The following is a 22,621-nucleotide window of genomic DNA, read 5'->3' as shown; positions in this document are numbered from 1 at the left end:
AATCAATCAAATCATGCATACCTGTTATATAATTACCACGGAACCTTTTCTATTTCCCAGTAATTGGATAAGTCACGGATCTCACAATCAGGGAATATGGACCATATATATTCTTTCCAATTTTCCGGCATTGTATCTGAAAAGCACCACCAATCCTGTAAACTATCCAACTGTTCAATAGCTTTTAAATCATCGAATGACATTGCTACACTTCCGTCTGTGCTTATGGATGTCATATCCGGAAATGCCTCTATAATCTCTGCTAATGTGATATAATGCGATCTTTGATGATCAAAAGCAATCATTCTTTTATTTGTATCATAATATATAAATTGGAATATAGCTCCTGCATACCCTTCAAAGCTGATTACCAATGCATACGATTGATATTCTTCTCCCATATAACTTCTTATTTTGGGTGCAAGCGTATAACAGATATGTGCCATATCAGTTAAGTTCCATACATCATTTTCTCCCCAAAAACGTACTTTAATTCTTGCATATTCATAATCCGTTTCAGACGATATACCCACATTATCCAATTCCCAATCCGGCTCATATATATCACTATATTGCCTTACATAAATATTATATGGATTTTTTTCTTCTATCGGTCTGGTATAACGGACAATTCCAATAATGATTGCTATTATTATCGCACCCGCTATACAGACAGGAATGATCCATTTTATTCTTTTTTTCATCAGAATCTCCTCCCGATCATTCTATAGTAATATGTAAAATATTTGTCGCAACACTTCCCATAGAGGCATATACCTGCATGTAATTCATATATTCTGCATAATCAAGGTAATACTTTTCTCCCCATGACGATACCTGTAGCCAGATCCTATCTTCTATAGAATTTTTAATTACCCCTGTAACCGTAACATAATGATTATTAAATGTTGATCTGACCATATTGTAATTCTTCTCTCTTGGAATTTCAGAATCATTTTTATACATCGCTATATATAATCCATCTTCCTCCGCTTGTGCCTTATACTCTTTCTTTATTGCATTAGCGGACAAAGTCACAGGAATATCACATTCCAGCATTTTTTCTATCCGATTTAGTATTTTATCTGTCCAACTCCCCCAGTTTCCATGTATGCCAACATTATAAAACCAGTTATATTTATTAACACCATTTGCAATCGATATTCCATTAATTCCACTTACTACTTTTTCTCCAGCAAAATCAATATCTCTTACATGAAAAAAATTCTTTTCCATATAACTTATATACTCAATATAAGAATTATATTCTATTGCTCCATTATCAGTCCTGATAAGATCTGTCATATCCGTCGAATACTTACTATCTACACTCGCTAAATACAACAAGATATCACTTATAGAAATCAAACCACACCCATAGCTTCTAATTGTTGAATATTTCTCAATATTATTTTGTTTATATTCCTCTCCAAACCATCCCTGATTTCCACCATATGAAATTTGACTATTACCATCTTCGTCTATATAATTTACCGCTATATAATCGTGCTTCAACTCATAAATATGGACATCACTGAATAATGGATTGGAATGATATGTTCTTACCTCTTCATAATCTGTATAACCATCATTATCAGTATCCGGATTATTTGGGCTGGATTTCATGTAATAAAAATCAGCATTTTTAGGAACATTCAGTGTCATTATATTCGAAAACTGCTTATTTCGTCTTGTCGGATCCATCTCCTCTCCATCTGTCAATTTATCCCCATCAGTATCCTTTTTCTCTGGATCAGTATATACGATCATACCATACTGATTTCTCATTCCTTCTCGTTCTACTACATCAGGAATACCATCTTCATCCGTATCTATTTTAAATTCATCTGGAAGTTCACTACTGCCTCCGGCTAATCCAGACTCATTTTCCGGAAGTTCACCAATTTTCATTTTTGAAATCAACTCATCTACATTGTCACGGTTAACCTCTTCTACTTTATAAAATTGTCCACCTGTTGCCTGTGATGCTTTAATAAGTGGTGCCGCATACGCATAATCTCCTATCATCAGCGTATCAATTCGAATATTTTCTTTTTTTGCTAATGCTAGTGTATTCTCTGAAATATTCCCTATATTGCCACCACAAACCAATATAATTCTTCGATCCGGAATGACAGTATTGCCGAGTTTGGCATCTTCCCTTGCCGTTACTATATAATCCCATACCATTATATTAACATTATCATTTCCACTCATCTGTGCGTCTGCATCATCATATCCCCAGTCAGCCCTCAGATAAACTCCAAGTTCATTTCCATTTATTTTATCTCTAAGATATTTCTTAGGATTCTCCTTCAATTCATTATTAAGAAGATAATCATACATGCCAGATCCCCACTGCTTATTTGAATGGTAAAGACCACAATCACACACATATCCCACCCGATCGTTTTCATGCATGGTGTTAATTGCTGCATTTATAATCTGTCTGGTTTGAGATATATAACTCACATGATACTCTGTTAATTGCTTTCCCTTTATATCTTCTGTATTTCCTGCTGTGTCTTTCAGCACTGTTGGAACCGCACCAAAAAAATACATATATGTATAACATGCATCTGCCCTACTTTGTTGTCTTTCCTCATAGGGGAACTTATGCTTCCATATCTCCGCCCATTTTTTTGCATCTACCAACATATATTTGCTAAAATGTGTTGTCTCCGTACTAACAATCCCCGTCTCAGCGTCATGCTCTGTCTCCAACTCAACCATCTGTTTATTATCCTCATCATACCATAAAAACAGAAGATCATTAAACTCCGTTTCTCCAAGTTTTGTCTGATCAACCTTATAAGAAAGTGTTGCGGTTTCAAATGTACATGTTGTTGTTATCTCAAATGGTTCACCCACCAGACCTGCTACATTTGAACATCCATAATCTGTATCCATTATACTTTCAATTGTTGTTGATGCCGTAAGGCTGCCGGATGTCACCATATCCACCTGAATCTCTGTAACAGCACACTCCTTATTCTCAACCTCATATGTAACACTCTGTTCAATCCGTTCTTTTCCATCAGGGATTCCATTTTCATCGGTATCCGGCTTTGTAGGATCAAATCCCATTGCCGGTTCATCCCCATCGATCAAACCATCTCCATCCGTATCCGGTTTTAATGGATCTGTTCCATATACCAGAACTTCCTCTCCATCGGACAGCCCATCCTGGTCGGTATCCGACTCCCATGGAAGCGTTCCATACATATATTCCTGCGCATTATTCAAACCATCACCATCAAAATCCTCCTCCGCATCGCTAATGCCATTTTCATCGGTATCCGGTTCAGTTAATGATGTTCCAAGCTGTAAAAACTCGTAATAATCATCTAAACCATCGCCATCGGTATCCGGAAGATTTTTGTCACTGCCCAGTAAGTCTTCCATTTCATCCGGTAACCCATCCTCATCAGTATCCAGATAAGAGTTCCAATTATCAAAATCACTCATCAATTCCTCATATCTTTTCTGTTTCGCATCCCAATCCTCTGTTGTCGTTTCCGTACTACTATCTTCTGTTGTATTTTCTTCGGTACTGTTGTCCTCTGTTGTTTCTTCTGAATTATTTTCTTCAGTAGTAACATCTGGGAGCTCTCTTCCCTCCAGATATTTTTTCTCATCATCCGGTATGTCTGGTAATTCAGACTCTGTGCCTATAAACTCTGCCATTTGACTACTATAATTTACATTTACACTACTACTTATGATCGTAACTGTTTCCGCTATTACAATAATGTTATTTAATCCCAGATTCTGTGCCTGTATCTTCACATGTCCAAATGGTGCGTAGATCAAGCCACTCAGATTCACATTTGTACTGTCAATAATGATATCTCCATATTTGGAATAGATAACAGAATTATTTGTATTTTTCACCTCTCCGGTAAGCGTTATGGTTTCCAATGCCTTAATTGCCGTATTCAGGTTAATATTTCCCTCCAGATTCATCTCTCCGGATGCCGCAACCGGAGTACTGATATTGATATTCGTCTCCTCTAAAACATAGTCTCCTTCACATGCCACATAATCGGTATCAGTAAAATATGCATCATCTATTGCATGAAACAAATACATCATAGATTCCTCTGCTGATTCTTTTTTTGTTCCATTAATTTGAAGATTTCCCGATGCTGATATCGTTCCATTCGTCACCATATCACCATTCAAGCAGAAATTATCTGCATTTATCGTAATGGCTCCTTCTTTCTGTGCTGATGCAAATATAGTATATGGATACCTGGTCTTCTCCTCAGCCTTTGCTGGCAATATCGTCATGCTGCCTGCCACCATTGCTCCAGCAGCAATAACCGCTGTTATCTGTTTCCATTTTCTTCTCCAATTCATAATAAATACCCTCCCATGTATTGATCCTTTTTCTTTTGTTACTTAATTATTTTTTGTTTCCTCCTTTTCATGCACTATACTGTTTTATCCCCCTCCAAACAACCCACTTTGCAGAAAACGACAATATATTGCAGAAAATGACCAAACTCACGTAAATCAATATTTATATGCTGTAAATGCTTCCTCTACTTCCTTATATCTGGCTTTCGGTATCGAAATAATATCACCATTATGAAGCGTAACTTCATATCTTGATACCTGCCTGATATGCTGCAAATTTACCAGATAACTTTGATGCACCCGGATAAAATGATATGACTTCAGCTCTGCTTCCAGATCATTCATGGTGCCATACCTGGTATATATCCGAACTTTCCCATTTTCTATAATATGGAACTCCAGTTTATGTAATTTACTTTCAATATATAAAATGTGATTGAATAAAACCTCTGTCTGCCCTTCTTTAAATGTAAATTTCTTTCTGGCAGTATGCGGTTCCCGTTTATCCAGAACTGCATCCAGACATTCTTCCACACAAGTTGTATTGGTATCAAGGAATATAATAGAATTTTCAGGAAGGGATTCTCCCTCACACAGGAACATCTCTCCTGAATCGAATGTATCAATTGTATATAAGATCTCTTTTGTATCCAGATAATTCTCTATGGATGTCCGCATCTGATCGCGGCATTTCTTTTCACCATTACATATGGCAATCTTCATCATATGTCCCCCTCTTTTTCGCATAATGCATTATGTCTGTAAACAATATAATATAAGATTTTCGCCCATAAATCAATCGTCTGCTCTTTTTATTCAACAAAAAACAACATCAACATGCCAGCCATAAGACTACCTTCTGATAATCTTATTTTTAACATATTGATGTTGCTTTTATATGTCCTCTATTCGATTATTTATTACTTATTCTTCGCCCAGATATTTGTCGATGCTGACCAGCTTTACACACAGCACAAAGATCTTGGAAGCTGCTTCCATCTCCTCAACAGATGGGAAGGATGGTGCGATACGGATATTGCTGTCTTTTGGATCTTTACCATATGGATATGTTGCACCTGCGCCTGTCAGAACAACTCCTGCATCCTTACACATTGCTACGATCTTCTTTGCACAGCCCTCTAATGCATCAAATGAAATGAAATATCCACCAACCGGTCTAACCCATGAACCGATCTCAAGTCCTGCAAGCTCCTTATCAAATTCATTCAGAACCGCCTCAAACTTTGGTCTTAAGATATCTGCATGCTTCTCCATATGAGCCTTCATGCCATCGATATTCTTAAAGAATCTTGTATGACGAAGCTGGTTGATCTTATCATGTCCGATTGTCTGAACGGTAAGCTGCTTCTTGATAAATTCAACATTTCTTGGAGATGTTGCAATTGCTGCTACACCGGAGCCAGGGAATGTGATCTTGGAAGTAGAGCCAAACATGTATACCATATCCGGATTTCCGGCTTTCTCACATTCATCTATGATATTTAAAATCTCTGCCTGCTTGTCCTTATATAAATGATGGATGCAGTATGCGTTATCCCAGAAGATTCTGAAGTCTTCTGCAGCAGGCTTTAATGCCGCAAAACGTCTTACAACTTCATCTGAATATACGATTCCGGTTGGATTTGAATACTTTGGTACACACCAGATACCCTTTACTGCAGGGTCGTTATTTACATACTGCTCTACAAGATCCATATCCGGACCATCCTCTAACAGAGGAATGTTGATCATATCTATTCCAAAGAACTCCGTGATCTTGAAATGTCTGTCATATCCCGGTACAGGGCAAAGGAACTTCACCTTGTCCAGCTTACACCATGGAGTAGAACCATTTACACCATGTGTCATGGAACGGGATACTGTATCATACATTACATTTAAGCTGGAGTTACCATATACGATGATATTCTCCTTTTTCACTTCCATCATATCTGCCATAAGCTGACGGCACTCACCGATACCATCCAGATCACCATAGTTTCTGGTATCGTTTCCTAACAAAGTTCTCATATCCGAAGAACTATTGATCTCATCCAACATTCCCATAGACAATGCAAGCTGTGAGAATCCAGGCTTACCTCTTGCCATGTTCAGACTCAGACCTTTTGCCTGTTCTTCCTTATACTCCTCCAAAAGAGCGGCTTTTAAAGTCAATAATTCATCTTTACTCATATCTTTGTATTTCTTCATTCTACATACCTGTGCCTTTCACTTATTCTATTCCGGTTAAATCAGTTATGTCCTGTAAAATTCCTATTAGCTATTTTAAAACATTTTTCAAAAAAGGCAAGCCTATAATTGAAAGTTCTTGTCTATTTCGTTTCAAATATCAACTATTTTATTGAATTTTCTTTATTTTATTCTGTTTTTTCTGCAAAAATCGCATTTTTCTCCATTATTTTCATGTATGACTTGTTTTCATTAAGTAATATGCAAACAAAATAACACCGGTCAGACTCTCTCTCCAACCGGTGCCATCTTATATGTATTTACAAATTGATACTTTTACAAGCTTTCATCTTAGTATATGGAACTAAAATCCAGATACCATTTTCCGCCTCTCTTATAGACATACATAGTGAAATCATTCTCGATATCATCATCCTTGCCCTTTACCTTGACCGTGCCTTCCACGCGTGCAACCTGGCTAACCTTGATATCGTATTCATCTTCATAGTCTTCCTGCTTATCTTCCAGCTTGCTGCCTTTTAACTTCTTAACCTTCTTGAACTTAACCTTGATGCTCTTTACTTTACCAACCTGGTTTTCGAGAGATTCACCTGACCATTCCAGAATCTGATCTAACTTATCGATCATTTCATCTTTATCCATATCTTCTTCGTCCTTCGTATATTTAAGGACTTTCTTATCAATCAGCTTATACAGCTTCTTACCGCTCTGCTTTTCTACTGCATTTACATAAGCCTTAACAACTGCCTTTGGGCTCTGCTTACCGTGACCAGCAATTCCACCGATAATGTTAAAGATCAGGATCAATGCAACAACTGCTGCCGCCGCAATAATAACGATCTTCTTATTATTCACAATCGCATTCTTTACTTTATCAAATCCACCGCCTGCCGGCTTATTACCCTGTGGCTGCTGTCCATACTGTCCACCATATGCCTGCTGGTTCGGATCGTAATACTGCTGTCCGCCGTATGCCTGCTGGTTCGGATCATAATACTGCTGTCCGCCATATGCCTGCTGGTTCGGATCATAATACTGCTGTCCGCCGTATGCCTGCTGATTCGGATCATAATACTGCTGTCCGCCATATGCCTGCTGATTCGGATCATAATACTGCTGTCCGCCGTATGCCTGCTGATTTGGATTCATATTCTGAGCTGCTCCATCCGGCTGTCCGGCATTCATGCCATTTTGCTGATTTCCATTCATATTCTCGTCCATGTTACTCTCCTTTATAATTCAGACTAAATTTCACCTGACAGCCTCATCTGCCAGATAGCCCATCGATAACACAATATATTCATTATCGACAAAATTTATTCTACCATCTAAAATCTCAACAGACAATATATTTCTAAAATTTTTGCTAAAGAAATGCCACACTTGTATATGTTCAAACCCCAAAATTCAGATACAACATTTCTGCTCTGTCTGGATTTCCACGAAAAAAAAGAGATAACATAACTGCTATCTCTCTTTTCTTCGGCAATCTCCTACCAGTCATTCAGGCTCTCCATCTTGTCGAGCTGGTTCTGGATCAGTGAAACTACCATATCTCTTATCTCATAGGTCTTCATATCTGCAAATGTCTCATATGGGATCGGCGGCAGAAAATGAAGCTGTGTAATAACCTTTCGGAAAGATTTTCCTTCGAATGGTTTAAATGAATCATATAATACAACCGGCACGATCGGGCATTTTGCCTTCTGTGCGATCTTGAAGCTTCCCGGCAGGAAGCCTCTCAGAGAATTATGGTTATGGTTATATCCGCCTTCCGGGAAAAGAATATATCGTCTTCCCGCTTTGATCTCTGTCGCAACGTCATTAATTACCTGAACCTGCTGCCTGAGATCGGTTTTATCCAGACGCTTTGCCTTTAACAGCTCACACAACTGCGTGACGATAAACAAATGTGATCGCTTCGCATCCATTACATATGTGCATGGCTTTTCATGTACGCTTATAACACCAAGTGCATCGTACTTGCCCTGATGATTTGCAAACATGATATATCCGCCTTCCGTCGGCAGATTCTCCATGCCGGATGCAACCGTCTCGATACGCCCTCTTTTCTTTACATGCTCGATCATAACCTGTGCCATTCTGTAGCATGTCTCCTCATCATATTTCTCACCATGTCTGGCATAATATGACATCTTCGGAACATAATACAAAATCAGAAAAAAACAGGAAATGATCACTATAAAAAATCTAACCATCTACCTAAATCCCCTGAATTTACAACTCTCTGTCCAAAAGTACTGCAATATCCAACAACTGTTTTTTTGATCCGGTGCGATCCGCACCGGATCCGGCCATTTATAAATCTCTACCCGTTACCTTTAATCGCATTAACGCTCTGGAAAGAGATGCTTCTGTCTGTTTGTACTCTTTCAGACTTTCCTTCTGTCTCAAACGCTCTTTCGCACGTTCAAGTGCCTGTTCAGCACGGACTCTGTCGATATCCTCCGGATGCTCTGCAGAATCCACCAGCATCGTTACACGGTTATTTACGATCTGGGCAAATCCTTCCCCGACAACACCAAGGATCTTCTTTCCATCCGGTGTATCAATTCGGATCTCCCCGATACTGGTTGCAATGATCATATTCTCATGGTGAGGAAGGACTGCCATCTCACCATCTTCCAAAGGCAATACAAACTTCGTAACCTTATCATCAAAAAATACTTTATTACTTGATATGACTCTCAGGTAAAATGTATTCATGTCTGTCTGCCTCCTTTATCCTACTGTCCCTTTGCGGCTTTTTCTTTGACTTCTTCGATTCCGCCTACGTTAAAGAATGCCCACTCAGGATATTCATCCATCTCACCGTCTAAGATAGCCTTAAAGCCCTTTACTGTTTCTTTAAGAGGTACATATTTTCCCGGAACACCTGTAAAGTTCTCTGCTACATGGAATGGCTGTGATAAGAACTTCTGCACCTTACGTGCTCTTGTAACCGTAATCTTATCTTCCTCTGATAATTCTTCCATACCAAGAATTGCGATGATATCCTGTAATTCTCTGTATTTCTGAAGAATCTCCTGAACGCCTCTGGCTACATTATAATGTTCTTCACCGACAACGTCCACCTCCAGAATACGGGAATTGGATTCCAGAGGATCAACAGCAGGATAGATACCCTGTTCTACGATCTTTCTGGAAAGAACGGTTGTCGCATCCAGATGCGCAAATGTAGTTGCCGGAGCCGGGTCTGTCAGGTCATCGGCAGGCACATAAACTGCCTGTACGGATGTAACGGATCCTGACTTTGTAGAAGCGATTCGCTCCTGCAACTCACCAAGCTCATTTGCCAGAGTTGGCTGATAACCAACTGCGGATGGCATACGTCCAAGCAGGGAAGAAACCTCTGATCCTGCCTGTACAAAACGAAAGATATTATCTATAAATAATAACACATCCTGATGATTTACGTCACGGAAATATTCTGCCATCGTAAGTCCTGTTTCCGCAACACGCATTCTTGCTCCAGGTGGCTCGTTCATCTGTCCAAACACTAAGGCTGTCTTGGACAATACCCCTGACTCTTTCATCTCTGTCCAGAGGTCATTACCCTCTCTGGAACGCTCACCAACACCGGTGAAGATAGAATATCCGCCATGCTCTGTTGCTACATTCTGGATCAGCTCCTGGATCAGAACGGTCTTACCTACACCGGCACCACCGAACAGACCGATCTTACCACCTTTGGCATATGGGGCAAGAAGATCGATAACCTTGATACCTGTTTCGAGAATCTCAACAACAGGGCTCTGATCCTCAAATGACGGAGGATCTCTGTGGATGACCCAGTGCTCTGTATCTGCCAGATTCGGTCCACCGTCCAGAGTGTCACCGGTTACATTAAATAATCTGCCAAGGGTATCTGTACCAACCGGAACCTTGATTCCTGATCCTGTCGGAACAACCTCCATATCTCTGGATAAGCCCTCGCTTGCTGCCAGCATGATGCATCTGACGGTATTATTTCCGATGTGCTGTGCAGCTTCCATTATGCATTTCTTTCCATGATTATCAACTTCCAGAGCATCCTTGATGTTTGGTAAATCATTATCCGGAAATTCTACGTCTACAACAGGTCCCATGACCTGTACTATTTTACCGTTTTTCAAAACATCAGACCTCCTATTTCTTATTCTGCAGAGCCTTCGCACCACCAACTACCTCGGTAATCTCCTGCGTGATCGCAGCCTGTCTGGCTCTGTTGTATTTAATACTGAGATCAGCTAACATATCTTTCGCACTTCTGGTTGCAGAATCCATTGCCATCATTCGGGAATTCTGTTCACTACAGAAGGATTCAACCAGTGCTCCATATATGAAACCTGTAATATAATTCGGAACAATTCGATCCATGACCGCTCTCGGAGAAGGTTCAATGATGATCTCCTCATGATAGACATCCGCCTGTGAGATCTTGAAATCCATCTTTCTGAACGGAAGAAGCTGGATCATCTCCGGCTCTGCCGTTACACTGTTTATCATCTTCGTATAAATGATATAGACTTCATCGATCTTACCGCTTTCATAGTTTTCCAGCATCTTATCCGCAATAACCCTTGCTCTGTGAAGACTTGGGTTCTGTGCTGTATACTGGAAATGAATATCAACCGGCACATTCTTCCTTGCAAAATAATGTCTTCCCACCTGTCCGACAACGTATAATTCGCTGTCCGGGTGGTTTGCCAGTTCTTCTTCTGCGATCTTAATGATATTATGGTTATATGCACCTGCCATGCCCTTATCGGCTGTAACTACAATATAACCTCTTTTTGGATTTTCCTTCTTTTCATCGTCTTCATTTTCGAAATAAAGATGATCCATATCAGGAAGATGTCGTAACAGTCGTGCCAGAGAAACCTGTAAAGTATAGAAATACGGTTCCGTATTCTCCAGATCCTTCTTCGCTTTTTTCAGTTTGGAAGAAGAGATCATGTACATGGCATTTGTGATCTTCATTGTATCCTTAATGCTTTTTATTCTGTTTTGGATTTCTTTGGTACTTGCCAATTACTCCACCCTCTTCATAAACTCTTTTCCTGCTTCAAGAATATGTTCTTTCAGATCATCTGTAAGAACCTTTCCTTCTTCAATCTCTTTGATAACATCCGGTTCTGCATCCTTGAAATATGCAAGCATATCCATCTGTGTCTGCTTTACTTTCTTGATATCTACATTTAAGAACAGCTTATTTGTTGCTGCAACCAGTGTAATAACCTGCTCTGCCATACTAAGCGGATGACATAACGGCTGCTTTAACAGCTCCATCAATCCCTTACCATAAGTAAGCTGCTCCTTTGTATTCTCATCCAGATCGGAACTGAACTGGGTGAATACTTCCATCTCACGGAACTGTGCAAGGTCGATACGGACGGTACCGGTTGCTTTCTTCATAGCCTTGGTCTGCGCTGCACCACCGACACGGGATACGGACAATCCTACATTTACCGCAGGACGCATACCTGAGAAGAACAGATCACTCTCAAGGAAGATCTGACCATCCGTGATGGAGATAACATTTGTTGGGATGTATGCAGATACATCACCTGCCTGTGTCTCTATAATAGGAAGGGCTGTGATCGAACCACCGCCTAATGAATCCTTTAACTTACTGGAACGCTCAAGCAGTCTGGAATGCAGATAGAATACATCACCAGGATATGCCTCACGTCCAGGGGAACGTCCAAGTAACAAGGACAGTGTTCTGTATGCTACTGCATGCTTTGACAGATCATCGTATACGATGAGCACGTCTTTTCCCTTATGCATAAAATATTCTGCCATCGATGTTCCTGCATATGGTGCTATATACTGAAGCGGTGCAGGATCACTGGCTGTTGATGCTACAATGATCGTATAGTCCATTGCATCATTCTTCTCAAGTGTGGAAACAATCTTTGCAACGGTGGATGCTTTCTGACCGATCGCTACATAGATGCAGACAACATCCTTTCCACGCTGGTTGATGATCGTATCAAGTGCGATCGAAGTCTTACCGGTCTGACGATCACCGATGATCAGCTCACGCTGTCCTTTACCGATCGGGAACATGGAATCGATCGACAGAATACCGGTCTGAAGTGGTTCATTGACCGACTGTCTGTCTGCGATACTTGGTGCTTCCTGCTCAACCGGCATGTAATCTGCCTCTTTGATCGCTCCCTTACCATCAATTGGTGCACCCAATGCATTGATGATTCTTCCAAGGAATTCTTCACCTACCGGTACGCCGGCTCTCTTACCTGTTCTGGTAACCTTTGTACCTTCTTTTATTCCGGTATCTTTTCCGAACAGGATACATCCAATCTCGGTTCTTCTGATATCCTGTACCATACCCTTGATACCATTTTCAAATACTACAATCTCACCATACATGGCATTATCAATACCATATATCGTTACTATTCCATCTCCTACCCAGATGACAGTTCCTACTTCTTTGTCCCGGGTGTCGAAGTCAAAATTCTCTATCTCACTTTTCAGTATGGAGATAATATCTCCTGAACTTATTGAACTCAAATCTTATCACCTCGTAACCAATCTTTGTGTAAGCCGCTTACATCTGCCTGCCAGACTCCAGTCATATTCCTTATTTCCGACCTTAATAATAAAGCCGCCGATCAGACTGTCTTTCTTCTCCAATGTCAGTTCCACATCTGAGGTCTTATATTCCTTTTTCAGAAAATCTTCAATCCCCTTCTTCTGTGTCTCCGTTGGAGGTGTCACATAATAAAGGGTTGCAAGAAGGACATCTGCCTTCTTCTTTATAAGAACTCTGTATTCCCTGCATATCTCAAAGAACTGATCAAAATCAGAATTGTTGCAAAGTACCTTTAAGAATTTTACCGTAGTCTTTGAACCGTCGAATATCTTATCGATAACTTCTGACTTTTTTTCTCTGCTGACAACCGGACACGTAAGTGCCTCCTGTAATTCAGGATTCTCCCTGACAACTGCTTCCATATCTGAAAGCTCAGCCGCATCAATATTCAGCTCGCACAAAACTTCAGCATAATTAATTGCTTTCTGTGTCATGGGCCTCACCTGCTTTTTCTATAAACTCATCATATAGTGACTGATTTTTCGCGTCATTTGAGTCTTCACCCAGAATCTTAGCCGCTGCCGACATTGCAAGCTCTGCAACCTGAGATTCCATATCGCTCAAAGCCTTTTCACGCTGTACTTCTATAGTTTTTTCCGCATCCTTGATCATACGGTTTGATTTCTCGCCTGCATCTGCCACAATCCTGTTATATTCATTCTGTGCAGCCTGTCTGGATTTATCCCGCATGGTATCACATTCATCCTGAACACCTGCGAGAGTATCTTCATATTGCTGCTTCAGTTTCATGGCATCATCCTTCGTCTGATTGGCATTCGCGATCGAGGATTTGATCATCTCTTCACGTTCTGCCATGATCTTATTGATCGGACCGATCAGGAATTTCTTTAACAGAAGAAACAAAACTATAATATTAATTATGGTTATGGCTATGGACGAGACACTTAAATTTATCATTTAATGACCTCCTGCCTTTCTGTCTGTTTTCGTTATCCGACAATTACGATTCCTTCATATCTATTATGATATAGTGCCGCAATCATCATATTCTTATAAATATTATTTCAGAAGAAGAATGATCAAAAGACCAATTACCAGACCGTAAACGGCTGTTGCCTCTGCAAGTGCTCCACCAATGATCAGAAGCTTTGTGATCTTACTGTCTGCTTCCGGCTGTCTTGCTACTGCTTCTACTGCCTTTGATGTTGCGATTCCAAGTCCGATACCTGCACCAATACCTGTTAATACTGCTATAGCAGCTCCAATTGCGATTACTGTATTCATAATTATTATCTCCTTTTCATTTTCCTTATGTTAATCTTAGTCTTCTCCCAATCCTTCCTGCATGTAGAGTGCAGTTAAGAATGTGAATACAAATGCCTGAAGTAAGCCATCAAAGATATCAAAATAAAGGCTTAACGGAATAGGCACAATGACAGGCGCTACCGCCTCAATTAATTTCATTACAACAAATGCACCTAAAACATTGCCGAACAATCGCATACATAACGACAATGGTTTTATTACAAGCTCCATTACATTTATAGGTGCTACTATTGCTACCGGCTCTGCAAAGCTCTTAAGCCAGCCTTTCGGTCCCCTGCTTCTGATACAGACAACCTGAACCATGACTATACTCATGATCGCCAGTGCTGCTGTTACGTTCAGATCCTTGGTTGGTGGTTTAAATCCAAATATACCTGCGATATTTGCCATTCCGATATACAAAATGACAGTGATCAGATACGGTATATATGCCTTACCTTTTTCTCCCAAAACGTCACTAAACAGATTATTAAATGTCGTAATGATCGACTCCAGAGCAAGCTGTTTCTTTCCCGGATTCTCAACTTTCAGATTCCGGACAAGTATAACGGACAACAGAACAAGTACCGCCATAATGATCCATGTTACCACGATTGATTCCGAGATCGGGATTCCACCAAAAATTGGAATGGTAAAGAGAGTCTCGCAATTCAGCTCCTCTGTTAACTTTTCTGCAAGGTCACCCGTAGGTCTTCACTTCCTCTCATGTAATTTTTTCAAAGGGCATACTAACTGTTAAGGATATTTATTACTTCTCTTGCATCACTCTCGGAAAATCCTTTTACTGTATTCTCCGTATTGATCCAGTAATCAGCAAGTCCAACTCTGTCCCAGTCTGAATCCATGTCATCTAAGATCACCAGCCTGTCTACATCGTGTTGGTCTACATAGTCCTTAACCTCAAAGCACCGTCCATAATCCTCATACTTGCCGGATATATGTTCCTGCGGCGGAGTTACATCGGATATAACGAGACCTTCCTCCTTAAGCTTCAGGATCAGCTCCTGTGCTCTCTCGTCACATACCGGATCTTTCATAACCTCTTTCCGCCAGTTAAAGATCGCTACCAGCTTCGCATCTGTTGCCTTTACAACATCTGCAAGGTTTTTTACATTTTTTCTGTCAACGGTTTCACCCGGATTGTTACAGATGAATTTGTTTGAATTTAACACACCGTCAATGTCGAAAAAAATGACTTTCATTTAAATTTCCTCCTGCATCCTTCCATGTGCTTCCAGTCGTCCTTTAAACAACAACGTATTATAGCACACCATTTTTTATTTTTCACCTTTTATTAATATATTAATAAAAAATATATTTCTAAACTTTTTATAAAAAATCATAACTAATTCTACTCTGTAAAGTAAAATAGCCCCATCCTTTTCAGGCTTTCTTCTGTTTTTTACGTTGTTCATAAAACAGAAGAAACTCTTACCGGAGAATGGGGCTTTATTTCTGAATATCTGTATTCTATTCAGCCCCACCTGTAATGATCCATGGTGCCGGCTGAGCAACAAATACATTTTCTTTATTTGTCTTGGATACGTTGATCTGTAACGCTTCCATATTCTGAATACCGAATTTGTCAAAAATCAGCTTGGTCTCTGCAAGGATACCAAGATCTAATGTGTAAATAACAAACTGCATCTGCGGATTGATCGCAAGCAGGCGTTCAATATCAGATTCCAGATAATGATTCGCAACGATAAATGCAAGTCTTGGTACCGGAATCTTACTTAAGGATTCTTCGCTCATATCTGGAATGATCTGCACGTTATGAACTCCAAACTTCTCAACATTTTCCTCCATAGATCTTCTGGAACCGCTGTCCGGCTCTACTGCAATGATCTGACCTTCACTCGCTGTGATCGCAGCTTCGATAACGATACTCTCTGCCATCAGAGCAAGAATCGTGTCATGCGTATCTACACCGAGAATACTCATGATAACCGCGCGGATCTCATTGCATACATAATGAACCGAGCCCTTTGTAAACAGATCATTCTTCATGCCATACCGAACGGATTCTCTGGTCTTCTCATTTACGATAAAGACAACCGTCGGTTCGGATATCTTCTTATTAATAACATTCTTGAGTTTTGCATTTGTAAGTTCACTTCCCGGCTCTGTTCCCTCGCCGATCCAGATATCATATTCGCCAAATCCCGCTTCCCATAATGTATAGAAGAGATCCTCATGACTGGTATCTGTATAGATCAGAACCCGCTTGTGTGTATCAATCGTTGGCACGACATTTTTCTGTCTGCCGCAGATATTAAGCATCTTTATCTTCTCCGGGCTGACATCCATCTTATTCGCAAAAAAGCCAAGCCAGTTCAACATGCCTGAATTACTGAACGTATTTTTCATTGTTTTCTACCCCACTTTTCTATCGTATTTTCCAATCAGAAACCTTCTCCAATCGGATTGTCGTTTTCTAAAACAGTCTTTATAATTATACAATTTTTCTCGTTAACTGTAAATTCTTTTGTGCGCTTTTCACACATCTATCCACGAAGTGTTTCATCAATTCCGAGTGCGATCGCATTCACGATATCTTCAAACCGGTAATCAAACAGATAATTATCCTTATCACTGTCAATAAATCCAGTCTCGATCAGAATTGCCGGCATCGTTGTCCGGCGCAGAACAGCCAGATTCTTCCGTTCCTCAACTCCCAGATTCTCAAATCCGATCTTTGCAAGCTCTGCATCCACATTTTCTGCCATTTCATATGCAATCCCTGATGTATTATAAACCAAGGTTTCCACTCCGTTATATTTGTTCGGATACGGTGCAGCATTCCTGTGCAGGGAGATAAAATAATCCGCACCGCTCTCATTTCCGATCTGTGCTTTTCTTGTCGGCGAATCATAGACATCTGTCGTTCTCGTAAATTCCACGTCATAACCAAGCTCTGACAACGCATCACCAAGTGCCAAAGCCAAATTCAGGTTGTCATTCTTCTCCGTTCTGCCATTATAAGATGCCCCATTGTCAAATCCACCATGTCCGGCATCGATCATTATTTTTATAGCCATAAAAAACCTGCATACTCTGTTTGCTACAGTATATGCAGGTTCTCTGTTATATGTACTTAATTTTCATGACCTTAATATGCCTTTCTTACATACTGCGTACATTTTTATATGAAAGGACCGATCTTAAGCCAGTACTTTCTTGATAGCTGCGAGCAGCTCATCATATGTCTCATAAGCCGGAAGATCAGGATTGTCTGCTTTGATCTGATCGGTACTCTTAAAGAGGAATCCGGCCTTGCTTGCGCGGATCATTCCAAGATCGTTGTGGCTGTCACCACTTGCGATCGTATCATAACCGATAGACTGAAGTGCTTTTACGGTTGTGTATTTGGATTTCTCACAACGCATCTTAAAGCCTGTGATCTCTCCACTTTCTGCTACCTCTAATGAATTACAGAAAATTGTCGGCCAGCCGAGCTTCTTCATAAGCGGGCTTGCAAACTGTGTAAATGTATCACTGATAATGATAACCTGTGTCATGGAACGAAGCTCATCTAAGAATTCCTTTGCACCGGGAATCGGATCGATCTTTGCGATCGTTTCCTGAATCTCTTTTAAGCCAAGTCCATGTTCTTTTAATATGCCAAGACGCCAGTTCATTAATTTGTCATAATCCGGCTCATCTCTTGTTGTTCTCTTTAACTCCGGGATACCGCTTGCCTCTGCAAATGCGATCCAAATCTCCGGTACTAATACGCCTTCCAAATCCAAACATACAATGTCCATTTCGGGTTCCTCCTGTTATCTACATTCTCGCTTCATTATAATATACCGCCTGCCATTCTGCAATACCCTTGGGCTAACAGAATAGCTGGGGTGGGTTATGAATGGGCTATCCGTATGTATATAAAAGATCCGTTTCGTTCCCTGTGAACTACATATGCCTGATTCGCTCATGCTCCTGTGCAAACTCGTCCTTCGGACTCAGACATGCACCCGCATTCGCTGGCAATATGTAGCTCCCTACGGAAACTCCACTATATATCTTTTATATACATACGGATAGCCCATCTACAACCCACCCCAGCTATTCTTTCCACTTATGTACATTTCTCTCCCTCTGCCTTGTATCTGCTACAGATACAAGGTGATGTCTATATATCAGAAATGTTGCACAGAGAATCCTTCCTATATCAAAAGCTTTGCTCCTTTATCGTTATAAGATACATATGGCTGACGTCAGGGCTGCACCGGGCATTGCAATAACATTGTGAGGATTTCGTTATGAGGTTTGCACTAGCTGTCAGCACAAAGCCCTTGTCTGAGTCCGTAAGGACGAGTTTGGGCGACTGCTGACAAATAAGCGTGCGAACCGAATAGAAACCCGGAACTCGTTATTGCAATGCCCGGTGCAGCCCTGACGCCAGCCATATGTATCGAAGATGGATCAGAAGAATAAAATCTTGTGGCCCTGGTCAATCTGGTAGTAGGAGATTTTGTGCTGTTGGGCAAATTCCTTCTCTGTTTCCATCTCGCCATGGAGGTTGGAGCGAAGCATCCACGACAGCAACAGACCTGCCGCAAACAGTCCGCCACAGACAATGCCCTGTATGATCGGTAACAATTTAAATCCTGCAAGTAAAATATTTATCGAATCCATGTCTTATCCTGCCTTTCTTTTACATAATCAGTCGTTGTTGAGGATGCAAGTCGTTCTTTGTCGTGCTTATACCTGTTGTATTTACTGAGATTTCTGGTAAAAAGTCCCGCCGCCAGCATAAAAAGGAATACAATGATCGACCCTCCATATTCATGGAAAAAGCCATACCCTTTTGCAATTCCCTGATTGATTTCATAAAATACAACCGCTCCGATCGTGCAGCATACAACTCCGGCCATCACCGCATCCGAAATAAAACTCCTTTTATTCACTGGAATATTGCCAACAACCTTTCCGGTCTGCCCATTGACCAGAATCGTATAAAGCTCATGCCTATACCAGAAGGTCATGAACCATGCAGGCAGGAGCGCATACTCAATCTTATCCACACTGTACTGTTCAATGCTCTTCTCTATGTAAGTCGTTCCTGTATCTTCTATCATTGCTTTATCCATAGCATCACTTATCCTCTGATGGATGTCCGGCGCAGCCTCTCTGGACGGCACATCATACCGATCTGCATAGAATCCGGACAGATACGATGGATCAAATGGCTTTAATGCTTCCATATGATATGGTTCCAGACGACTGGATAGCCGATCATCTAATTTTCTGGATGCATCAAAGGTAACCTGTTCAAAATTTCCATATGCATCTGCAAACATATCTGTCTTCTCATTTATACCTACAGAGACACTTCTCGTTTCCGCATCATATTTCTGATTCTGAAATGATCCCGGATACAATCCCATCTTCTTCGATGACTGCAGCATCGTATAAAAGGATTGGTTTCTGTTCATTCCGGCATTAAAGATATTTTCCGGTTCTTTCTTCTCAGCTTCATTACTCGTTACCAGATGCAGATTTGCTTTTTTCCGCATATACACTGTATACAGCCAATATGGAATATAGATTCCACGGATCTTGTCAATCTTCGGATGCTTGATCTCTCTTGGCACATATCTGCCTGTACCGAATTTCTCTTTGATCGCATCCACTGCCTGCTGTTCCGTTATGGAAAATGGAATGATATAATCCGGCCATACTTCCTTCGATTCACGGTCAAATATAACCGTCGGCTGTCCACAAAACGAACAAAAAGTTGCCCGCTCATTTCCATGGATCATAATCTGTGCTCCGCAGGAAGTACAGCGGAATATCTGAACCGACATCAGTCGTTCTCCCTGCATCTCTCTCCGGTCATCTGTATAAGCAGTGTCTTGTGCCTGCTGCTCTGATTTTTCTGATATATCTTCTGCTTCCGTCTGTTTTGATGCAGCCGATATATCTTCCGGTCTGTTATTCCGCATCTCAAATGCCAACAGATCCGCATCCCAGTCAGGATTGATCTGGATTTCCTTCTCTCCATGCCACTTCTGATCTTTATCAAGACCAAACCACAGATTGTCAAATGATCGTTTTCCGTCTTCTTTTTCCTCTGTATCCGGATCTACTTCCTTTAACTTCATATGGAATCTGCGTTCACTTGTTTGACCACATTGTGTACATTTCATTTTTCCGAGATCCGGATCATATACCAGCACACCCCCACATGCCTCACACTTATAGATCATATGTTTCTCCCCTTGAAATTCATCAAATTATATTATGATATTTTTTCGATACTGGACTCGTTGCCTGCTCCAGCCATATGCGTTCTTCCTCCGTCAGATGTGGAGCGATCTTCTCGTACACATTCTTGTGATATTCATTCAATCGTTGGAGCTCACGATCTGTCATCAGTTCCGGTATCAAAGCTTCTGTATCAAACGGAACCCAGGTCAGAGTTTCAAATTCCAGAAATGTTCCATTTGCTTCCGTTTCTTTCAAGAATACCTCCGGAAGCTTGCCTGCCGGTTTTCCTGCTTTCTTACAAAGAACCAGATTCTCATGACGGATGCCAAACCTTCCTTCTATATATATACCCGGTTCATCTGACGTGATCATTCCGTCTTCGAATACTGCTGTCGGTCTGCGTTCTTCCATGATTCGGAAGTGGATCCTGTTTGGCCCTTCGTGTACATTTAACAGATATCCGACTCCATGACCGGTGCCGTGATTGAAATCCAGGCCATACCGCCACAGTGGTTCACGCGCCAGATAATCGAGATTCTCACCACGCGTTCCATGTTTAAATCTTGCTGCTGCCAGATTCAGATGTCCGATCAACACCAGTGTATACGCCCATTTCTCTTCCTCTGTCAGAGTTCCGAGCGTGATCGTTCTGGTGATATCAGTTGTTCCCTCCATGTAATGGCCGCCGCTGTCCACTAATAAGAAGCTCTCCGGTTTTAGTTCGACATTTGTCTCCTCTGTCGGTTCATAATGTACGATCGCGCCATGTGGACCATATGCAGATATCGTATCAAAGCTCGGCTCGATATACCCCTTTTGCTCTTTTCGAAAAGACTCCAGCTTCTCTGCTGCCGAAAGCTCTGTGATCGTTTCTGTTCCGATATGATGCTTAAGCCAGTAGATAAATTTCGTTACAGCAACTCCATCCTTGATATGCGCATTCCGTTCATTTTCGCACTCTACAGAATTCTTCTGTGCCTTCATCAACTGAATAGCAGACGGTTCATCGACTACGGATACAGTCTCCGGTATACAGCTTCTCAATCTGTAATTGGCCTGACAACCATCCAGCAATATTGTTACCTGCTCTGCCTTTTTATGTGTTTGAATGACCTCCGGCAACCGCTTCAGATCCGTATAGATCTCATTATACGGATGAAGTGTGATCCCATCAACGGCAAGTCCTCTGGTGATTTCATCGTTTAAGATTGCATCATTGATATATAAACGACAGTCTTCATCTGCGATCAGCATATATGACAGGAATACCGGATTACAGTCTATATCATTTCCTCGCAGATTCAGAAGCCATGCGATCTCGTCCAGCGCAGAGATCACCCGGGCATCCGCACCTGCGGATCTTATTGACGCTCTGACACGCGCAAGCTTATCCGCACGGGTTTCGCCTGTGTATGAAAATGGTAATTCAAATACCGGCTCATGTGACAGCTCCGGTCTGTCCGCCCAGAGTTCATCGACCAGATCCAGTTCACCATTTAAAGTAACCTTTTTATCGCCCAGTTTGCCAAGCATCCTATCAGCAAAATCCAAGCTGACGGTTCTTCCATCAAAGCCTACAACCTTTTCCGGTTCCAGATGGTCATACAAATATTCTTCGATCGTTGGAACGCCCGGCTGTCCACTCTTCATCAGTTCGATCGTACTGCCTGCAAGCTGTGCTTCCGCCTGAATGAAATACCGCCCATCTGTAAACAATGCCGCCGTATCAGGGAGCACAACCAGTGTTCCGGCAGATCCTGTAAACCCGGACATATATTCTCTTTCCCTGAAATATGCTCCAACATATTCGGATGCATGAAAGTCATCCGTAGTGATCACATAAGCATCTACACCTGTTTCCTTCATTTTCTCACGCAGCTCTGCCAGCTTCTCTATTGTCGTCATCATATTCACCTTCTC

At 41.1% G+C, this 22,621-nt stretch carries 20 protein-coding genes and 1 pseudogene; all 21 read right to left on the bottom strand.

Annotated features, from left to right (window positions below; translation table 11 throughout):
- Window positions 1–32: 32 nt before the first annotated feature.
- Complete coding sequence (locus DWY07_RS06445) at window positions 33–704, bottom strand: hypothetical protein (RefSeq protein WP_117808525.1); 672 nt, start codon at window positions 702–704, stop codon at window positions 33–35.
- Between the two features lie 16 nt (window positions 705–720).
- Window positions 721–4,362 carry a hypothetical protein gene (locus tag DWY07_RS06440; RefSeq protein ID WP_117808524.1) on the bottom strand — a complete coding sequence of 1,214 codons (3,642 nt, stop codon included), beginning with the start codon at window positions 4,360–4,362 and terminating at the stop codon, window positions 721–723.
- Between the two features lie 156 nt (window positions 4,363–4,518).
- Complete coding sequence (locus DWY07_RS06435; RefSeq protein WP_242997319.1) at window positions 4,519–5,085, bottom strand: LytTR family transcriptional regulator DNA-binding domain-containing protein; 567 nt, start codon at window positions 5,083–5,085, stop codon at window positions 4,519–4,521.
- A gap of 201 nt (window positions 5,086–5,286) precedes the next feature.
- On the bottom strand, window positions 5,287–6,573 hold the full coding sequence (locus tag DWY07_RS06430; protein ID WP_117822503.1) for an aminotransferase class I/II-fold pyridoxal phosphate-dependent enzyme: 1,287 nt from the start codon (window positions 6,571–6,573) through the stop codon (window positions 5,287–5,289).
- Between the two features lie 330 nt (window positions 6,574–6,903).
- Entirely contained in the window at window positions 6,904–7,794 is an 891-nt protein-coding gene (locus DWY07_RS13370; RefSeq protein WP_117822502.1) for a hypothetical protein, read from the bottom strand.
- Between the two features lie 272 nt (window positions 7,795–8,066).
- Window positions 8,067–8,792 carry a lysophospholipid acyltransferase family protein gene (locus tag DWY07_RS06420; protein ID WP_117822501.1) on the bottom strand — a complete coding sequence of 242 codons (726 nt, stop codon included), beginning with the start codon at window positions 8,790–8,792 and terminating at the stop codon, window positions 8,067–8,069.
- A 100-nt stretch (window positions 8,793–8,892) separates the two neighbouring features.
- Window positions 8,893–9,300: an ATP synthase F1 subunit epsilon gene (gene atpC, locus DWY07_RS06415; RefSeq protein WP_117784657.1), complete on the bottom strand. Its 408-nt coding sequence runs from the start codon at window positions 9,298–9,300 to the stop codon at window positions 8,893–8,895.
- 20 nt (window positions 9,301–9,320) lie between these two features.
- Window positions 9,321–10,709, bottom strand: coding sequence for a F0F1 ATP synthase subunit beta (atpD, locus tag DWY07_RS06410; RefSeq protein WP_044944676.1), 1,389 nt, complete (start codon window positions 10,707–10,709; stop codon window positions 9,321–9,323).
- Window positions 10,710–10,722: 13 nt separating this feature from the next.
- A complete protein-coding gene (gene atpG, locus DWY07_RS06405; protein WP_021944440.1) occupies window positions 10,723–11,607 on the bottom strand; it encodes an ATP synthase F1 subunit gamma in 885 nt (294 codons plus the stop codon).
- Window positions 11,608–13,116 carry a F0F1 ATP synthase subunit alpha gene (atpA, locus tag DWY07_RS06400; RefSeq protein ID WP_008400508.1) on the bottom strand — a complete coding sequence of 503 codons (1,509 nt, stop codon included), beginning with the start codon at window positions 13,114–13,116 and terminating at the stop codon, window positions 11,608–11,610.
- Window positions 13,117–13,122: 6 nt separating this feature from the next.
- Window positions 13,123–13,632 carry an ATP synthase F1 subunit delta gene (atpH, locus tag DWY07_RS06395; protein WP_021944441.1) on the bottom strand — a complete coding sequence of 170 codons (510 nt, stop codon included), beginning with the start codon at window positions 13,630–13,632 and terminating at the stop codon, window positions 13,123–13,125.
- Window positions 13,613–14,116: a F0F1 ATP synthase subunit B gene (gene atpF / locus DWY07_RS06390; RefSeq protein ID WP_008400510.1), complete on the bottom strand. Its 504-nt coding sequence runs from the start codon at window positions 14,114–14,116 to the stop codon at window positions 13,613–13,615. Before atpF ends, atpH begins: the two co-directional genes overlap by 20 nt.
- A 102-nt stretch (window positions 14,117–14,218) precedes the next feature.
- The gene (gene atpE / locus DWY07_RS06385) at window positions 14,219–14,443 is read right to left on the bottom strand and encodes an ATP synthase F0 subunit C (protein WP_008400511.1); all 225 of its coding nucleotides are present in this window, start codon (window positions 14,441–14,443) and stop codon (window positions 14,219–14,221) included.
- A gap of 36 nt (window positions 14,444–14,479) precedes the next feature.
- Window positions 14,480–15,151 (bottom strand): annotated as a pseudogene (locus DWY07_RS06380) (F0F1 ATP synthase subunit A); the annotation flags it as partial.
- A gap of 62 nt (window positions 15,152–15,213) precedes the next feature.
- The gene (locus DWY07_RS06375; RefSeq protein ID WP_021944443.1) at window positions 15,214–15,687 is read right to left on the bottom strand and encodes an HAD domain-containing protein; all 474 of its coding nucleotides are present in this window, start codon (window positions 15,685–15,687) and stop codon (window positions 15,214–15,216) included.
- Window positions 15,688–15,955: 268 nt separating this feature from the next.
- On the bottom strand, window positions 15,956–16,855 hold the full coding sequence (locus DWY07_RS06370) for a Precorrin-6B methylase 2 (RefSeq protein ID WP_117822499.1): 900 nt from the start codon (window positions 16,853–16,855) through the stop codon (window positions 15,956–15,958).
- A gap of 137 nt (window positions 16,856–16,992) precedes the next feature.
- Window positions 16,993–17,526, bottom strand: a complete 534-nt coding sequence (locus tag DWY07_RS06365; protein WP_021944445.1) for an N-acetylmuramoyl-L-alanine amidase — start codon at window positions 17,524–17,526, stop codon at window positions 16,993–16,995.
- Window positions 17,527–17,649: 123 nt separating this feature from the next.
- Complete coding sequence (thrH, locus tag DWY07_RS06360) at window positions 17,650–18,252, bottom strand: bifunctional phosphoserine phosphatase/homoserine phosphotransferase ThrH (RefSeq protein WP_021944446.1); 603 nt, start codon at window positions 18,250–18,252, stop codon at window positions 17,650–17,652.
- A 661-nt stretch (window positions 18,253–18,913) separates the two neighbouring features.
- Entirely contained in the window at window positions 18,914–19,126 is a 213-nt protein-coding gene (locus DWY07_RS06355; RefSeq protein WP_117822498.1) for a hypothetical protein, read from the bottom strand.
- Window positions 19,114–20,700 (bottom strand): zinc ribbon domain-containing protein, encoded by a 1,587-nt coding sequence (locus tag DWY07_RS06350; protein WP_117822497.1) that lies wholly within the window; start codon window positions 20,698–20,700, stop codon window positions 19,114–19,116. The genes DWY07_RS06355 and DWY07_RS06350 overlap by 13 nt, the downstream gene beginning before the upstream one ends.
- Window positions 20,701–20,722: 22 nt before the next feature.
- A complete protein-coding gene (locus tag DWY07_RS06345; protein ID WP_117822496.1) occupies window positions 20,723–22,609 on the bottom strand; it encodes an aminopeptidase P family protein in 1,887 nt (628 codons plus the stop codon).
- Window positions 22,610–22,621: the final 12 nt, after the last annotated feature.

Source organism: Clostridium sp. AF23-6LB (genome assembly GCF_003461085.1).
In the GTDB taxonomy this organism is placed as follows: domain Bacteria; phylum Bacillota; class Clostridia; order Lachnospirales; family Lachnospiraceae; genus Coprococcus; species Coprococcus ammoniilyticus.
Note: the sequence above shows the minus strand (reverse complement) of the source record. Positions and strands in the feature narration are given on the sequence as shown.

Excerpts from the sequence above, each read along its gene's own strand:
- DWY07_RS13370 (WP_117822502.1), bottom strand. The coding sequence starts at position 7,794 with ATGGACGAGAATATGAATGGAAATCAGCAAAATGGCATGAATGCCGGA.
- DWY07_RS06435 (WP_242997319.1), bottom strand. The coding sequence starts at position 5,085 with ATGAAGATTGCCATATGTAATGGTGAAAAGAAATGCCGCGATCAGATG.
- DWY07_RS06375 (WP_021944443.1), bottom strand. The coding sequence starts at position 15,687 with ATGAAAGTCATTTTTTTCGACATTGACGGTGTGTTAAATTCAAACAAA.
- DWY07_RS06445 (WP_117808525.1), bottom strand. The coding sequence starts at position 704 with ATGAAAAAAAGAATAAAATGGATCATTCCTGTCTGTATAGCGGGTGCG.
- DWY07_RS06430 (WP_117822503.1), bottom strand. The coding sequence starts at position 6,573 with ATGAAGAAATACAAAGATATGAGTAAAGATGAATTATTGACTTTAAAA.
- DWY07_RS06355 (WP_117822498.1), bottom strand. The coding sequence starts at position 19,126 with ATGGATTCGATAAATATTTTACTTGCAGGATTTAAATTGTTACCGATC.
- DWY07_RS06345 (WP_117822496.1), bottom strand. The coding sequence starts at position 22,609 with ATGATGACGACAATAGAGAAGCTGGCAGAGCTGCGTGAGAAAATGAAG.
- DWY07_RS06420 (WP_117822501.1), bottom strand. The coding sequence starts at position 8,792 with ATGGTTAGATTTTTTATAGTGATCATTTCCTGTTTTTTTCTGATTTTG.
- atpH (WP_021944441.1), bottom strand. The coding sequence starts at position 13,632 with ATGACACAGAAAGCAATTAATTATGCTGAAGTTTTGTGCGAGCTGAAT.
- atpE (WP_008400511.1), bottom strand. The coding sequence starts at position 14,443 with ATGAATACAGTAATCGCAATTGGAGCTGCTATAGCAGTATTAACAGGT.
- DWY07_RS06350 (WP_117822497.1), bottom strand. The coding sequence starts at position 20,700 with ATGATCTATAAGTGTGAGGCATGTGGGGGTGTGCTGGTATATGATCCG.
- DWY07_RS06365 (WP_021944445.1), bottom strand. The coding sequence starts at position 17,526 with ATGGCTATAAAAATAATGATCGATGCCGGACATGGTGGATTTGACAAT.
- DWY07_RS06370 (WP_117822499.1), bottom strand. The coding sequence starts at position 16,855 with ATGAAAAATACGTTCAGTAATTCAGGCATGTTGAACTGGCTTGGCTTT.
- atpF (WP_008400510.1), bottom strand. The coding sequence starts at position 14,116 with ATGATAAATTTAAGTGTCTCGTCCATAGCCATAACCATAATTAATATT.
- atpC (WP_117784657.1), bottom strand. The coding sequence starts at position 9,300 with ATGAATACATTTTACCTGAGAGTCATATCAAGTAATAAAGTATTTTTT.
- thrH (WP_021944446.1), bottom strand. The coding sequence starts at position 18,252 with ATGGACATTGTATGTTTGGATTTGGAAGGCGTATTAGTACCGGAGATT.
- DWY07_RS06440 (WP_117808524.1), bottom strand. The coding sequence starts at position 4,362 with ATGAATTGGAGAAGAAAATGGAAACAGATAACAGCGGTTATTGCTGCT.